The sequence below is a fragment of the Myxosarcina sp. GI1(2024) genome (genome assembly GCF_053543375.1).
In genome coordinates this window covers 827,015-843,017 of record NZ_JBKGTY010000002.1, presented here as the reverse complement: position 1 = coordinate 843,017, position 16,003 = coordinate 827,015, and the positions used below count along the sequence as shown (strand labels likewise).

The window sequence follows — 16,003 nt, the reverse complement described above, 5'->3', positions numbered from 1 at the left end:
AAAAGGATAAATGACGACCTTCGTAAGTTAGCTCGATCTGTGCCGTCCAACTTAGCTCTAGATGTGTCTCAAACTCAGGCGCTATTGCCGTAGCGAATTACGGCAGCCAGGGATACTGACGAAAGTTAGGAGGTCGCTTTTCGAGAAATGCCTGTTTGCCCTCTGCTCCTTCTTCAGTCATGTAGTAAAGTAAAGTAGCATTACCAGCTAGTTCTTGTAATCCCGCTTGTCCGTCGCAGTCAGCGTTAAAAGCGGCTTTGAGACAGCGAATTGCGATCGGACTTTTATTAAGAATTTCCTGTGCCCATTTGATGCCTTCAGCTTCTAGTTGCTCGATGGGAACGACGCAGTTAACTAAGCCCATTTCTAAAGCTTCAGTAGCATTGTATTGACGACAGAGAAACCAAATTTCTCGCGCTTTTTTTTGTCCTACATGACGAGCGAGATAACTAGCTCCAAAACCACCGTCAAAACTACCCACTTTTGGACCAGTTTGTCCGAAAATTGCATTATCTGCTGCTATGGTTAAATCGCAGATGACGTGGAGTACGTGACCGCCACCGATAGCATATCCCGCAACTAAAGCGATAGTTACTTTAGGTAGAGAGCGAATCAGTCGCTGTAAATCTAAAACATTCAACCGAGGTACGCCTCGATTGTCTAAATAACCAGCTTCGCCTCTAACGCTTTGGTCGCCACCAGAACAAAAAGCATATTTTCCGTCGGTGTGTGGTCCCGCACCCGTAAGCAAAACTACCCCAATTTGATTGTCCTCGCGAACATCACAAAAAGCATCGTACATTTCAAATACGGTTTGAGGACGAAAAGCATTGCGCTTGTGGGGTCGATTCATGGTAATTTTGGCGATGCCATTCCACTTATGATACAAAATATCCTCATATGTTTTGACAACTTGCCATTCGATGTTCATATAATTACGACCACAAATTATTTTGATGGATGGTATTAAAAATATTAAAAATTAAGCAGACCAGAGACAATAGAAACTGGAATCATGGAGTGGAAGGAATTAACGAAGATAGAGGAAAAGTCGGACTTACATCCTCATCGTCTCTATCTTCCACATCTACACTTACCGATCGCTACACTCTATTTCTTCTACTCCCAGAAGAGCGAGCTCAAAAAAGAGACGGTATTAGACCGAGGCTCTAGCAGCAGCGGCTTCTTCAGGATGAATGCCCAATCTGGTCAAGTTGAGACGATTTTTTTGGTCGAAACCGCGTATTTTAACCACAATTTCGTCGCCCACGGCTACCTCATCTTCAACCTTGCCCACTCTTCCTTCTGCTAGTTGGGAAATATGGATCATACCTTCTTTTCCGGGCAAAATTTCCACAAAAGCACCAATATCGATAATTCTGGTGACTTTACCGACGTAAACATCTCCTTCGGTCAGTTTGCGTGTGATATTGAAGATCGTTTTTCTAGCTTTTTCAGCTTTTTCGGCTTCAACTGCGGCAATAACTACCGTACCGTCATCCTCAATATCAATTTTGGCTCCTGTTTGTTCGGTAATGGCTTTGATGGTTTTACCCGAAGGTCCGATTACCATGCCAATTAAATCGGGATCGATCTTCATGGTTAACAAGCGGGGTGCATAGGGAGATAGTTCCGTGCGTGGCGAGGCGATCGCTTTTAACATTTCTTCTAAAATGTGTATTCGAGCTGGTTGTGCTTGTTCGATCGCTTTGGCAATGGTTGCTAATGATAGACCGGTAACTTTCATATCCATTTGCAGGGCGGTAATTCCCGCATCCGTACCTGCAACTTTAAAGTCCATGTCCCCTAAAAAGTCTTCGATGCCCTGAATGTCGGTTAAAATTCTGACTTCCTCACCTTCTCGGATCAAGCCCATCGCCGCTCCGCTAACGGGTTTGCTAATTGGCACTCCCGCATCCATTAAAGCGAGCGTTGAGCCACAAACCGAACCCATTGAGGTCGAACCATTAGAGGATAAAACCTCCGAAACTACCCGCAAGACATAAGGAAAATCTTCTTGAGCTGGCAACACTGGCATTAGAGCACGTTCTGCCAAAGCTCCGTGACCGATTTCTCTCCGTCCCGGCGATCGCATCGGCTTGGTTTCTCCTACCGAATAGGGAGGAAAATTATAGTGATGGAGATAGCGTTTTTCATCTTGAGGATGAAGATCGTCGCCAACATCCTGGGCATCTCCTGAAGTTCCTAGAGTAGTTACGGATAGAACCTGAGTCAATCCCCTTTGGAACAGCCCGCTACCATGAACTCGGTGGGGTAGTAGCCCTACTTTACAGTTAATCGGTCTAACTTGGTCTAGTTTGCGCCCGTCAACTCTCACACCTTCTTCGAGAATTTGAGCGCGCATCAGCTTTTTAGTTAGAGCTTTAAAAGATTTAGCTACCGCTTTGGGATCTTCGGCGATTGCTAAGACAATTTCGTCATCTTCTGGCAATTCTGCGATCGCTGCTTCAATTTTAGTTTGTTTAATTGCTTCTAAGGCTTCATCGCGACCGTTTTTATCGAGGTCGTATTGGGAGAGAACCTGTTCGATCTCTTCAGTAGCGCGCTCGCGAATAAATTCATCCAAGTTTTTTGGTTCTTCGGGAGGCTCAGAAGTAACAATTTCAATCCCTAAATCCCCGATCAACTCTTTTTGAGCCTGAATTAATTCTTGTACGGCTTCGTAACCAAACTCGATCGCCTCAATAATATCTTGTTCTGGTAGCTGGTTCGCTCCTGCTTCTACCATTACTACCCCATCGGGACTACCAGCCACGACTAAATCGAGGTCTCCTTGTTTGATTTCTTTGTACGTGGGGTTAATAATAAAGTCATCCCCAACTAAACCGACTCTCACCGCTGCCATCGGACCGAAAAAGGAAATTTCTGCCAGCAATACTGCCACTGAAGCTCCCGTTACTGCCAATACATCTGGCGGTACGTCTTCATCCATCGATAGCGTCGTGGCTACGATTTGAATATCGTCTCGCAACCAGCTAGGCAATAGGGGACGCAAGGGGCGATCGATCAAGCGGCTGGTCAGGGTGGCTTTTTCTGGGGGTCTTCCTTCCCGTCTCAAGTAGCCACCGGGAATACGTCCTGCGGCATACTGTCTTTCTTCATAATCTACGATCAGGGGTAAAAAATCGATTCCTTCTCTTCCTTGAGCTCTAGTTGCAGTTACTAAAACTGCAGTATCTCCCGACTGTATGAGCACCGAGCCGCCTGCTTGTGGAGCGAGCAGACCTACTTTGAGCCTAATATCCCTCGCATCAAAGGATATCGACTTATCGAATTCTTGCATTAAGTTTACTGTTCCTTATTCTCTCACTTTCTTTTTCTGTGGCGATCCTAACATTATCTGAATTTGAATATCTTGTTTATAGGTAAACTCATTGTAGACCTAATTGACGTGAGATTTCGGGTTGAATATTAACAGTTAATTGACGAGCGAGTATCCAACCGGCGAGCGAGCGAGCAAGAGTATGTTACGCTCCATTGAGCGATCGCGCTTTATTATAAAATTTATAGCGTTTTATGTGCACGATTTAAATTAGTTTAAATTCTTTGAGGGCAGGTAAAAAATTCTTGTTTTCGTGACTGGGGCGACTGAGCTTAATTAAGGCAAAGCGTTGTAAGGGAGTTAATTTTTGCCATTGCTGTAGTGCTAGCTCGAGGTTAAATTCTCGGGCTTTAGTCACAACTTCCTTCGGAATAGCCGCAGCGTTCAGCCAGGGAGGATGGGGTGAAATTGATAATTCTCCTGCGGGTTTGCCTGTCTTTTCAGTCACTAGAGTTTGCAACCATTGGCGATAACCCTGGGCTTCGGCTGCTGTCTCACAGGGCATTTGTACTAGCGCTTGACGCTCGTCCCCGTTGAGTAAATTCCAGTGATGGAGTTTGAGTTTGACACCAGAGGTATCTAGTTTCATTCTGACCACCATAGGGATACAGCGTAGCGACTCGATAAAATCGGCTTCAAATTTAAAATGGGGCTGACTGGAGATAGAGAAAGAGGAATTAGTCACGATTGATGTTAATTAGCTAGCGGTTAAACAGATACAGATTCTTTTTCTGTAAATGAAGTTTGAGAGATGGTTTGCCGGTCATCGGCGCTTGCCAGTTCCTCGGAATCTATTAGAGCTAAATTGACCGCACAAGCTTTTAGTTCTGGTTGGAGAGAAATCGGACAAGCTTCGGGATGAGTTAGGCTATTGGCTTCTGCCGAATCTGCCCATAAAACTCCCCAGTGCATGGGAACGAACACCGTTCCTGGAGCGATCGCTTTGGTGATTTTAGCAGTAAATCGAGCTTTACCGCGGCGCGATCGCACTTCTACCAACACTTCATTTTCAATCCCATATTTTTGCGCATCTTTGGGGTGAATTTCGATAAAAGGCTGGGGTTGCATTTTATTGATTTTGTCAATTCGTCCCGTACGAGTCATCGTATGCCAGTGTTCGTAGAGACGACCGACAGTTAATACCAAGGGATAGGTTTCGTCTATCGGCTCCGCTAATCCTTGGGAATGAAAGGCAGCGAATTTAGCCCGTTTGTCGGCAGTATGAAATTCTCGATTAGTATAAAGTCGTTTGGATTCTCGAGCCTCATCTCGCTCTCGTTTATCTTGAAACAGAGAAGATAGCAATCCCCGCTCTCTATCTGCTACTGTCTCGGTTTCGCCGTCCCGATTATCGGGATAAGGCCATTGAACCGGACTGGTTGCCAATCTCTGATGACTCAAACCACTTTGGTCGCAGGGGCGGTTTTTAGTCAACCTGACGAACTCTTGATAGACGGCTGCGGCATTGGCAAAGTCAAACTCTCTGACATAACCCAAGCGACGACCCACTTCAGCAAAAATTTCCCAGTCCGCTTTGCTCACTCCAGGACGCTGGCGAAATTGAGGACACAAAGTAACTACTCGTTCGGAATTGGTCATAGTTCCCGTCTTTTCGCCCCACTGCGCCGCAGGTAACACTACGTGGGCATAGGCTGCGGTTTCAGTGGGATAGTAGCAATCTTGATAAATAGTAAAGGGCGATCTTAACAGCGCTTTTTTGGTTCTGACTAAATCGGGCATACTTACTGCAGGATTAGTGGCTGCAATCCACAATAATCCTACTTCTTCTGTTTCTAGACCAGTAATCATACTCCAGGCATCTTTACCGGGAACGGGAGAAATACTCCCTGCAGGAAGTTGCCACAAACGTTCTACTTCGTCACGATGTTGTGGATTTTTCACCACCCGATAACCTGGAAGAAGATGAGCTAGTCCTCCGGCTTCTCTGCCTCCCATAGCATTGGGTTGTCCGGTCAGAGAGAATGGTCCTGCTCCTGGTTTGCCGATGTTACCCGTCATGAGGTGTAAATTGATAATGGTGCGGACTGTTGCCGTACCCTGAGTAGATTGATTTACTCCCATCGACCACATTGACAGCACTCTTTCTGACTCTGCCCAGTAGCGGGCTACTTCTTCTAGGCGATCGATTCGGATACCGCAACGGGGTGCTACTAATTCGGGGGGATAATCTTGAACTATTTGCACGTATTGGCTGAAGTTCTGAGTACATTCGTCGATGAACAGAGTGTCTAATTCGCCCCAGCGCAGTAAGAGATGAGCGATGCCGTTTAACAAATCGATGTCTGTGCCCGGTTTAATTGCTAAATGTAAGTCTGCTGCTTTAGCGGTTTTGGTCTGACGGGGATCGACTACAATCATTTTTACCTTACGGTTTTTTTTGTGATGGAGTCGCAAGCGATTGAAAACGATGGGATGGCAATCGGCAGTATTAGTACCGATTAAAAAGGCACAATCGGTTAAATCGATATCGTCATAACAACAGGGGGGTCCGTCAGAGCCAAAGCTTTGAATATATCCCGCTACGGCAGAAGACATACAAAGACGAGAATTAGCATCAAAGTTGTTAGTTCCCAGACAGCCTTTAAGTAATTTTTGGGCGACGTAATAGTCTTCAGTTTGAAACTGTCCCGACCCATACATACAAATGGCATCCACGCCTCTAGTGGCTCGAACTTCTTTAATGCGAGCCACGATTTTTTCTAGTGCTTCATCCCAACTGACGCGATGAAAGGGTTTATCTAACGAATCTCGGATTAGGGGATATTTGAGTCGTTCTTTATCAAGAGATTCGGCAACCGTACCTCCTTTGACACAAATTTTGCCTTTACTAGATGGATGAGAGCGATCGCCCCTAACCTGCCACAGGGGATTTCCCTGACTGTCTCGATTAATCGATTTTCCTGGCTGGGCTGGAGGTAGTACTTCTAAGCCACAGCCAACCCCGCAATAAGGACATAAGGTTTTGGTTGGTTCGGTCACGTCGCTTTTCTCCCAATTGAGTGTTTTTTCTATTTATTAAAAAATTTATTTTTTTAACTAGATATTTTTATTTTTATTATTTATAGCTAAATTTGGCGAGGGATTACTGTTAAAAATTCTACTTTTCAGCTCGATCGCAGATTAAACTTATTTATTGTTTCAATAAATAAAAATTTAAAGGTCAAAAGTCAAAGAAATTGCAATCGCTCTGACTTTCGACCATAGGTTTTAAGTTGGCTTTAACTTAAATCGATAATTGCCAGCTAATTAGAACTCAAAGAAGAGCTGAAAAGTGGTCTCTGCTAAATTTATCCTAGTTTTCACTCCTAGCTCTTCAAGTCGAACGGCAACATTAGTAGAGGATGTTGCTGCGATTATTGGGAACGCTAGTAGCCAACTAGACTTTAGATCTTGATTTCTGTTTCCATTCGAGAACGCGGAAGTTCCTCTTCATCAGCATGATGTTCGGCAAACGAACCTTGAGGTTCTTTAAGAACTACAAAACAGAGAGCTGCAACGATTAAAGCTGCTGTTCCCATAATTTGGAAAAAGAGCCGGTTTGATGCGGCGATAACTGCTGCCGATGGTTCGGCACCGCCACCTAACCAGGTAGGCAACAAACTAAATATCGTTAGGTATGCCACTGCACCAACGTTACCATAAGCACCGACATTACCAGCGATCTGTCCCGTCACGCGACGCTTAATTAAAGGTACGATCGCAAAAGTAGAACCTTCACCAGCCTGCACGAAGAACGAACAAGCCATGGTCAAGATTACCGCTGCGGGAATAAACCAAGTACTATTAACCGTGCCTAAGAGCAGGTAGCCAATCCCCATACAACCGGTAAGCACCCCCATAGTTAGTTTGCGACTGCCTAATTTATCTGAAATTAGACCACCACCGGGACGAGCCACCAGGTTCATAAAGGCATAGCTAGAAGCAATCATTCCTGCTTGAGCGGGAGTCAGAGAAAAAGTGCCTTCAAAGAAATCGGGAAGCATCGAGACTACAGCCAATTCCGAACCAAAGTTAACAATGTAGGTAAGTTCGAGCATTGCTACTTGAGAGAAATTATAGCGGTCTTTAGGGGGATAGCGTTTGGTACCGTTTAATAATTCTCGGTTAACGTTCCAGCAGTTATATGCCTGAAAGGCATATAGACCGAGCAAACATAGCCAAACGATAAACATGGTACTGGTGCCGTACAATCCCACTTTGGTCAAACGCCAAGCCAGCACCATTAAAATACCGGTTAGAGGTACATTCATTAACATTAAAAACCAAAAGTCTTTTTTGGTAGTTACTTCAAGTCCTCTAGTCTTTTTGGGTCGTTTGTAAACTTTACCTGGAGGGGTATCTTCTGCGTTAAAGAAGTAGAAAACACCATAGGCAGCCGCTACGATGCCGGTTAGAGCGATCGCCCCACGCCAATTAATTACTGCTTCGTTGGTTACGGGATTGACTGCACCAAAAGAAAACCATGCACCTACTGTAGCTAGAGTGAAAGCGGAAAATGCCGAGCCAAAGTTCCCCCAACCGCCGTAAATACCTTCTGCCAAACCAATTTCTTTAGGTGGAAACCACTCAGCTACCATGCGAATGCCAATCACAAATCCAGCACCGACAATACCCATTAACAAGCGAGCGATTACCAATTGGCTAAAGTCTTGAGCTGCAGCAAACAACAAACAGGGAATTGCTGCATAAATCAATAAAGCTGAATAGGTAAGTCTCGGACCATATCTGTCTAAAACCATCCCGATAATAATACGCGCGGGAACTGTCAGGGCAACATTACAAATAGCCAGGGTTCTAATTTGGCTTACTTCTAAGCCTAGATCGGCTGCGATCGTGGTTGCCAAGGGAGCTAAGTTAAACCAGACGACAAAAGACAAAAAGAATGCAAACCAGGTCATATGTAGAATCTTATACCTACCCCGGAATTGCCACATTTCACCGAGCATTTTTCACCTTCCTTTCTTTAAGTTCTAAATTTACAGCGAGTAAAATTTATTTAAGTAAACTCAAGCCTCAAAAAAACTTTTTTTCTTAAGTTGCTTTAGAGGTAAGAGCTAATAAATTTTTAAATCAGAGAACTTATTTGGCTCTACAAAAACTATTGATTTTATGCGAAACAAATGTGAATTTCTCTGCTGGTATAGATTCACATTGTTGTTAGGGTTCTTTCGTATATTTCGCTACTAAAGTTTGGTAAAACCACTATAATTATGATTTTTTTGCATATAATAATTGCAATAAAAGTATTTTTAGTTTTTGAGACTGTTTGGCGATCGCCACAAAAAAAGACCAGAGAATTCAATCTCCAGTCCCGAATGAAGTCATATAAAAATTGCCTCAAGTTACTTATGTCGGAATAAACCAACTCAAACTATACCGATTGATCCTGCTTGGGTTTAGCACCAAATTGGCTAATCAAAATTTCCTTTAACACTGGTTTGAGTTCATCACAGGCAATCCCTTTGCGAACACAACTTCCCAGTTTGGCATCTTTACCTACTTTGCCACCCATGTACAAATCTACCCCTTCAACCGTTTGTCCATCTTTCCGGACTTTAGTACCCATTAAGCCAATATCGGCTACTTGGGGTTGTCCGCAGGAATTAGGGCATCCAGTCCAGTGAATTCTAACCTTATCGGGTACTTCTAATTCGCCGTCCAATTCTCTTGCTAGAGCTAGTGCTCGCTGTTTGGTTTCTACCAGAGCAAAATTACAAAAACGCGCTCCCGTACAAGAAACTAGCGATCTTTCTAAAGGTGGTGGTTCGAGAGTAAATTTTTGCAGTAGGGATTCGGCTAAAAAAGCATCGAGATTTTCGTCGGGGATATGGGGAATTAGAAAATTTTGTTCTACAGTGAGGCGAATTTCTCCACTACCATAAACTTCAGCCAACCGCGCTATATCGAATAAATCTGATGCTTGTAATCTGCCAGCAGGTACGTGCATTCCTACGTAGTTCAAACCAGGTTGCTTTTGAGGAAATACACCCAAACGATCTCGCTTATCCCAGTCGATTAAATCTTCTTCAGTTGCAGTTGCCAATGGCTTGCCAAACTCAGCCTCTACTAGAGAACGAAATTCATCTAAACCTATTTCTTCAATTAACCACATCATTCGCGATTTCTGACGATTGGCACGGCTACCGCGATCGCGATATACGGTTAAAATAGCACGAGATAATTCTACCACATCATCGTTTACTCCAACCCAAGCGTTGAGAGGAATAGCTGCTTCGCAGCGTTTGGCAGAGAAAAAGCCACCGACTAAAACGTTAAAACCCAACTCACCTTCTCGATAGGCGGGAACGAAAGCGATATCGTTAATTTCGGCGTGTACGGAATTATCTCTACCTCCTTCGATAGCAATGTTAAATTTACGGGGTAGATTGGTAAACTCATAGTTTCCCTTACCATTATTGGTAATCATGTCCTGGGTTTTTTGCACTAGTTCGCGAGTATCGATCGGTTCTTCGGGATCGATCCCTGCCATAGGCGAACCGGTAAGGTTGCGGACATTATCCATTCCCGATTGAATGCTAGTCAGTCCTAACGCTTCAAAACGTTTGAAAATATCTGGGATATCTTCTAAACGAATACCTCTTAACTGGATATTTTGTCTGGTGGTAATATCGGCACTGCTATCTTCTCCATAACGCTGCACGATTTCACCGTAGGCTTTCATTTGTTCGCTGGTAACTATACCATTAGGAGTACGCATCCGCAGCATGAATTTACCTGGGGTTACGGGACGATAGAAAACTCCCAACCACTTCAGACGGTGTTCAAGATCGGTTTTATCGATCGCTTGCCAACCGAGTTCGGCAAATTTGGTTAATTCATCTTTAACTGCTAATCCATCTTTTTCGGCTTTGAATTTCTCGAATTTATTTAGTTTGGTTGGTTTGGCAGTTCCTACCATCGGTTATTTCTCCTTATCTAATCTTGGCTGTTGACGCTAAACACTCGTTCCTTCTGGTTTTTGACGAGCAAATAACCCACGATTAATGTCTTGGCAATTTAAATCTAAAAAATGTTTATCTAGCGAGAGGACAAAACTCAGTCAACTCGTTATTGTTTATTTAATTTGGGATAGAGCCAGAGTTTTTGTATATCTTGCTACCAAAATTTAGAAAAAGTAAATTATTCTGCCGCTGGATATGCGCTTATCGCATTAAGTTTATGCAATAAATTTTTAAGTCAACCGAGTCCTATGTCAGTTATCTCGATCTCGGGAACTATCAGCAGTAGAAGAGAACAACTATCATTACTTTTTACCTTTGACTTACTGAGCTAGATTAACCTGAGTTCGGGATAAGAAAAAGGACAGATAGTAAGCTGAAGATAACCTAATTTTCAGCCAATCTGCCCTTATGTTTAGTCTAGACTCTCTATTCTGTGATGTAGATGATTTTTGTCTCGGTTTTGAAGCGCAATGGCAAAGTAAACTACTACATCATGGAGTAATTAAGCGATTTAGAACCAAAAGCCTCTGTTTAAGCGAAATTATGACAATTTTAATCGCTTTTCATCAGAATCATTCTCGAAATTTTAAGCATTTCTATCTCGAGCGTCTCAAAAAATACTGGCATTCAGCTTTCCCCAAGCTTCCTAGTTATCAAAGATTCGCCCTTATGGATTCCTTCAACTTTAATTCCTTGATGTGTCTATCTTCAACATTGTTATGTTAGCTGTACAGGAATTGGTTTTATTGACTCAACGAGTCTCAAAGTTGGTCACAACCGTCGAATTAAACGCCACAAAGTCTTTGATAGCCGCTCGTGGTAAAATCTCTGTCGATTGGTTTGTTGGCTTTAAGCTTCATCTGGTAGTCAATGAATTTGGTCAACTATTGAATGTCAATCTTACTCCTGGAAACGTCGATGACCGTCGCCCAGTTCCGAAACTGCTTCAAGGTCTTTTTGGCAAAATTTTTGCCGACCGAGGTTATGTCTCTCAAAAGCTGGCTACTCAATTGCTCGAAGAGTTCGACATTCAATTCTTTGCTAAACCACCGTCGCAATATGAACAATAAGCTAATGCCTCTTCATGACAAGCTGTTATCTCGTCAGCGATCGATTATTGAAACTATTAATGACCAACTGAAAAATATCTCACAGATTGAACACTCTGGCCATCGAGCGCCTGTTAACTTCTGCGTAAATCTTCTCTGCGGATTGATTGCTTATTGCCATCAACCCAAAAAACCTAGTCTTCGCCTAGACTGGCTTTTACCTCAATCTGCTTAACCCGAACTGAGGTTACTGTAGAATGTACTTGGGGTACGACCAGAGCAATTGCCAGACCGACATTAGCACCAATATGAATTGCGAATACAATTAAGCCCACGAAGATAGACAAACAGATAACATATATCTGAAAAATTGAAATTTTAGCCGTCAATAGTATTATTCACCAAGTACCGAAACTCCAATTTGAGATTCTTGCCAAATCTGATACAGACAACTTTCAATGTAACCGCCTAAGGCACAAACCAATATTCCTTCTTGGCTATTTTCGTTACTTGCTATCCAGATACCTTTCAAACCAACTTCGATAAACTCTCGGTCGCAAACCGTAATGTGAACAATTTTCTCTGTTTCAGTTTGTAACTCTCGAAGAAGATCGAGAGTAAATGAGTTGTTAGGAAGCAATATAGATCCAGTCGCTTCTTGTTTGACATAAATGCTAGCATTAGCCCGAAAATAAACTAAATATCTGATATTTAGCCATTCAGACAAAGATAGATTTAAGTAATCTAAATAGCAGCCGTTTTCTGTATATGTAGTCTTTAGCATCTTAACCCTATTTATTAATTTAATTTGAAAATGAATTAGTTTTCTGCTGTCGTCAAACAAAAAAAATTTAGTCTCTAGTTACAATGTTCTCTATTTCTTAGGTGTTGGCATTGATATTCATCACTTATAGAGATTTTTCGAGCGAAATAAATGACCGAAATCCTAGCTAAGGGCGATGACCACGATTTAGCTTGGTTCCTATCGACTCTGCATTTTCAATTAATCAATGCTTAGTAACGCTCTCTATCTCTAGTTATAAATTTTTAGTTGAGGTTCTCAATGTTTCAACATTAAGTTAAACTTGTCTACTAAGTATTTTCACTCCAAATTCTGCTTTTTTTTATGATTTGATCGTGAAGAATATGCAGTTTTTGTGTTTAATGTGTAAAGAAGACTGAGTTATTTAAGTTTTAAGCGTGATTGAGCGGCTATAATGGTTTGCTGCTACTAAATCTGTTCCTTGGAAAGAACACTCAAATGTAACTGTTTATAACACTTGATTAATACATCATAGTATATCTAATTTGTAAAGAAGTATTACAATTTCTGCCTAATAGCTTTAAATAGTGTTCAAAATTCACTTTTGTATAATACAATGTATAGCACGCTATATGTCTAGTATTTTAGAGGAAAAAAAATGCGAACCCTAACTCGCACATCTACAACCGAAATGGAAGTTACCAGCATTCGATTAGAGCGCAGTCTTAAAGATAAGCTTAAAGAATTATCTGGTAATCAAGGTTATCAAGCATTAATTCGAGATATTCTGTGGAACTACGTTCATCAGAAATCTGGTGACTATCGCCCCCAATTTGCTCGTTCTGATATTCGCGCTACTATCGATGCCACCGCCAGAAAGGATGAAAGTTGTGCCCTCACAGGGAAACTAATTCAAGAAAACGAACCTATGTTGCTAGGATTTACCATTTACGGAGATTTAGTTCCCTTAAGTGTAGATAGCGTGACTGAATAACTCTCATTCAAGCTCGTACCGCCCGGAAGTTGAATCGGGCGGATACTAATGGTTTGGTTTTAGAAAAGAGCCGAGCTAGCTCTTAAGTAACAAATAAATAGGTCGTTTTATTTTGTTACTTTACTTAAAAATTTCGGTTTACCAACGATTTTTTTTTGACTCGCTATCATTAAAAAAGCAGGCACTAATATCTTTTGGTATGTTGCCTCGATTTTAAAAACTGTTGTAATCGTAAGCTCCAGCAAAAATATACATGGTAGAAGCAACTAAGACCCCTTCCAAAGGCATTCAATTGACCGATAACGCCCTCAAGCATATCAAAATGCTCCAAGAACAACAGGGTAGTAAAGAACTTTACTTGCGAGTAGGAGTTCGCCAAGGAGGTTGTTCGGGAATGTCTTATATGATGGATTTTGAAGAATCAGGTAAGATTCGCGATAACGACGAAGTGTTTGATTATGAAGACGGATTTAAAATCGTCTGCGATCCTAAAAGTATTTTGTATCTCTATGGTTTGGTTCTCGACTACAGCAATGCAATGATTGGCGGTGGCTTTCAGTTTACTAATCCCAATGCCGCTCAAACCTGCGGTTGTGGAAAGTCTTTTGGAGTATAAGACTGATATACAAGAGCACGATAAACAAATTGAGGCAAGCTGCATTTCTTAACTTGCCTCAATTTTTGCGATTATTGAGAAGTTTTAAGCACGGAAACTCGATGTCGTTTAGACATTTCTTGATGAATTATCCCGTGTAGCTTCAACTTGCATCGGCAAATTATTAATGCATCCAATTAAAACTTTAAGTGTTGACACACCTCATCCCAAATTTCTCATTTAGTGTTATTTTTGAAGTTTTAGCGCAACTTCAGATACTCGTTTGCCTAACGCTTTGGCAATTTCTAAGTCCTCTGGTTTGGGCTGCAATTCTCCTTGACCCCCAGCGATTGTCGTCGGTCCATAGGGAGTTCCGCCTCGTGCCTCTGTATGAATCATGCCCCTAACAGAATAGGGGACCCCCATAACGAGCATACCTAAGTGCAGCAGAGGAACCATCATAGTCAATAGGGTAGTTTCTTGTCCGCCGTGAGTACTTGCAGTTGAAGTGAATACACCGGCGGGCTTGCCTTCCATCTCACCATTGAGCCAAAGCTTGGTCATTGAATCAAACAACTGCTTGATTTGAGCAGCCATATTGCCAAAGCGAGTCGGACTTCCAAAAATTACACCGTTAGCAGCGCGTAAATCATCAAGAGAACAGACAGGGATATCTTGCTGCTGTTCCCAAATTTGCTGAGCAGCATCGTTAGCTTCGATTGCCTTCTGTTTGACTATTTCAAATTCTTCCACGCGGCGAAACATGACTTCTACGTTGGAAACAGATTCTGCTCCTTCTGCCACAGCCTTTGCTAGTTGCAAGGTGTGACCGTATAAGGAGTAATAAACAACTAAGATTTTTACAGAGTTTTCGACTGCCATGTTAATTAAATGGAAGAATTTTGTACGTTTTCTAACATATTTGACTATGGAAAACGGCTCTTCCTTCTCAAGATAGAAGATTCTCTGCGATCGACTTGGTTAAGTTTGAAGAGAAAATAGTCAAGAGAATTTCTATTAGCTAGGTAGATTGGCTTTTCCGTGGAATGCAACAGCTAATAAGGCTATGTACTCAGCCAAGCGATCTCATCTCCAATCAGTCATTACCCAGTATATATAGATGTTAAAAAAATTTTTTCGACCTACAAACTAACTTGGTTTTCAATTATCCGTTAAGTAAATTAGTTCAACTATTTAGATCCATAACTAGGTAAACACCATGAAAATCGTAATTTTTAATGTCGAACCCTGGGAACGCCAAACATTCGATCGCTTGAGTGGCGAACACGAAATAGAATATGTCGATTATCCTTTGACCGCTAATAATGCCAGTCAGTATGGTGGTGCAGAAATTATTTCTACTTTTATTTACTCCGATCTTCACACTCCAGTACTAGAACAACTACCAAATCTCAGACTAATTGCTACGCGCTCGACTGGTTTCGATCACATTGACAGCGATTACTGTCAAGAACATGATATCAAAGTGTGTAATGTTCCTACTTACGGTGAAAATACCGTTGCCGAACACATATTCGGACTGTTGCTTGCCATTAGTCACAGGTTGATTGAAGCTACCGAACGCACTCGCAAGGGGGATTTTTCTCTTCAAGGACTACAGGGATTCGATCTGCGGGGTAAAACTTTGGGAGTTATCGGTACGGGTAATATTGGTTTGTGCGTTATCGAAATTGCCAATGGCTTTCGGATGAAAACAGTTGCTTTTGACATCAAACCTAAAGAAGATTTAGCCAATAAACTGGGCTTTCACTATGCACCTTTAGAAGAAGTGTTGGCAACTGCCGATATTATTACCCTACATCTTCCCGCCAATCCCAAAACCGAAAATTTTATTTCTACCGAACAGTTCGAGCAGATGAAAGACGGAGTAGTATTAATTAATACTTCTCGGGGAACTATCGTCGATACTCGCGCTTTGCTAAGGGCTCTAGCAGAAGAAAAGGTAGCAGCAGCAGGTCTAGATGTATTGCCTGAAGAGCCGACGATGCGAGAAGAAGCAGAGTTATTGCGCTCGGTATATAGTAAGCGGCATAACTTAGATACTTTACTCGCCGACCACGTACTGCTACGCCTGCGCAATGTAATTATCACGCCCCACAGTGCTTTTAATACTCGCGAGGCAGTCCAACGCATCGCCGATACCACCGTGGCAAATATTCACGGTTTTATTAAAGGTCAACCGCAAGCAGTTGTAGTTGGCAATTAACCCTCTTCTGTCACTCTCCGAAAATAAAAAATAGTAGAAACGTAGTTTA

Annotated in this window: 13 protein-coding genes and 1 pseudogene; 5 read left to right on the top strand and 9 right to left on the bottom strand. The window is 42.2% G+C overall.

Going from position 1 to position 16,003, the window contains the following annotated elements; all coding sequences use genetic code 11:
• Positions 1-97: 97 nt before the first annotated feature.
• Entirely contained in the window at positions 98-931 is an 834-nt protein-coding gene (gene menB, locus ACLFKQ_RS12975) for a 1,4-dihydroxy-2-naphthoyl-CoA synthase (RefSeq protein ID WP_449000203.1), read from the bottom strand.
• A gap of 29 nt (positions 932-960) precedes the next feature.
• Here menB and ACLFKQ_RS12970 point away from each other — a divergent pair, with 29 nt between their 5' ends.
• Positions 961-1,173, top strand: coding sequence for a hypothetical protein (locus ACLFKQ_RS12970; protein WP_449000202.1), 213 nt, complete (start codon positions 961-963; stop codon positions 1,171-1,173).
• Here the strand turns inward: ACLFKQ_RS12970 and ACLFKQ_RS12965 are convergent.
• From ACLFKQ_RS12965 to ACLFKQ_RS12945, 5 genes are all read right to left on the bottom strand, one after another.
• Positions 1,157-3,304, bottom strand: coding sequence for a polyribonucleotide nucleotidyltransferase (locus ACLFKQ_RS12965; RefSeq protein WP_449000201.1), 2,148 nt, complete (start codon positions 3,302-3,304; stop codon positions 1,157-1,159). The two genes, ACLFKQ_RS12970 and ACLFKQ_RS12965, sit on opposite strands and share 17 nt — an antisense overlap.
• A 244-nt stretch (positions 3,305-3,548) precedes the next feature.
• The gene (locus ACLFKQ_RS12960; protein WP_449000200.1) at positions 3,549-4,028 is read right to left on the bottom strand and encodes a nitrate reductase associated protein; all 480 of its coding nucleotides are present in this window, start codon (positions 4,026-4,028) and stop codon (positions 3,549-3,551) included.
• A gap of 23 nt (positions 4,029-4,051) precedes the next feature.
• Complete coding sequence (locus tag ACLFKQ_RS12955; RefSeq protein WP_449000199.1) at positions 4,052-6,343, bottom strand: molybdopterin oxidoreductase family protein; 2,292 nt, start codon at positions 6,341-6,343, stop codon at positions 4,052-4,054.
• A 404-nt stretch (positions 6,344-6,747) separates the two neighbouring features.
• Positions 6,748-8,310, bottom strand: a complete 1,563-nt coding sequence (locus ACLFKQ_RS12950; protein ID WP_449000198.1) for an MFS transporter — start codon at positions 8,308-8,310, stop codon at positions 6,748-6,750.
• A 425-nt stretch (positions 8,311-8,735) separates the two neighbouring features.
• Entirely contained in the window at positions 8,736-10,283 is a 1,548-nt protein-coding gene (locus ACLFKQ_RS12945; RefSeq protein ID WP_449000197.1) for a ferredoxin--nitrite reductase, read from the bottom strand.
• Between the two features lie 451 nt (positions 10,284-10,734).
• Here ACLFKQ_RS12945 and ACLFKQ_RS12940 point away from each other — a divergent pair.
• Positions 10,735-11,610, top strand: a pseudogene (locus ACLFKQ_RS12940) (IS982 family transposase).
• Here the strand turns inward: ACLFKQ_RS12940 and ACLFKQ_RS12935 are convergent.
• Both ACLFKQ_RS12935 and ACLFKQ_RS12930 read right to left on the bottom strand, forming a co-directional pair.
• Positions 11,570-11,764 (bottom strand): hypothetical protein, encoded by a 195-nt coding sequence (locus tag ACLFKQ_RS12935; protein WP_449000361.1) that lies wholly within the window; start codon positions 11,762-11,764, stop codon positions 11,570-11,572. The pseudogene ACLFKQ_RS12940 and the gene ACLFKQ_RS12935 overlap by 41 nt on opposite strands.
• A 5-nt stretch (positions 11,765-11,769) precedes the next feature.
• The gene (locus ACLFKQ_RS12930) at positions 11,770-12,159 is read right to left on the bottom strand and encodes an alr0857 family protein (RefSeq protein ID WP_449000196.1); all 390 of its coding nucleotides are present in this window, start codon (positions 12,157-12,159) and stop codon (positions 11,770-11,772) included.
• Between the two features lie 637 nt (positions 12,160-12,796).
• On the opposite strand from ACLFKQ_RS12930, the gene ACLFKQ_RS12925 reads away from it, so the two are divergent.
• Positions 12,797-13,132: a hypothetical protein gene (locus tag ACLFKQ_RS12925; RefSeq protein WP_449000195.1), complete on the top strand. Its 336-nt coding sequence runs from the start codon at positions 12,797-12,799 to the stop codon at positions 13,130-13,132.
• A 253-nt stretch (positions 13,133-13,385) separates the two neighbouring features.
• Entirely contained in the window at positions 13,386-13,748 is a 363-nt protein-coding gene (locus tag ACLFKQ_RS12920) for a HesB/IscA family protein (protein WP_449000194.1), read from the top strand.
• A gap of 225 nt (positions 13,749-13,973) precedes the next feature.
• Here the strand turns inward: ACLFKQ_RS12920 and wrbA are convergent, their stop codons facing one another.
• On the bottom strand, positions 13,974-14,609 hold the full coding sequence (gene wrbA, locus ACLFKQ_RS12915; protein ID WP_449000193.1) for an NAD(P)H:quinone oxidoreductase: 636 nt from the start codon (positions 14,607-14,609) through the stop codon (positions 13,974-13,976).
• A gap of 337 nt (positions 14,610-14,946) precedes the next feature.
• On the opposite strand from wrbA, the gene ACLFKQ_RS12910 reads away from it, so the two are divergent.
• Positions 14,947-15,954, top strand: a complete 1,008-nt coding sequence (locus ACLFKQ_RS12910; RefSeq protein WP_449000192.1) for a hydroxyacid dehydrogenase — start codon at positions 14,947-14,949, stop codon at positions 15,952-15,954.
• Positions 15,955-16,003 lie beyond the last annotated feature (49 nt).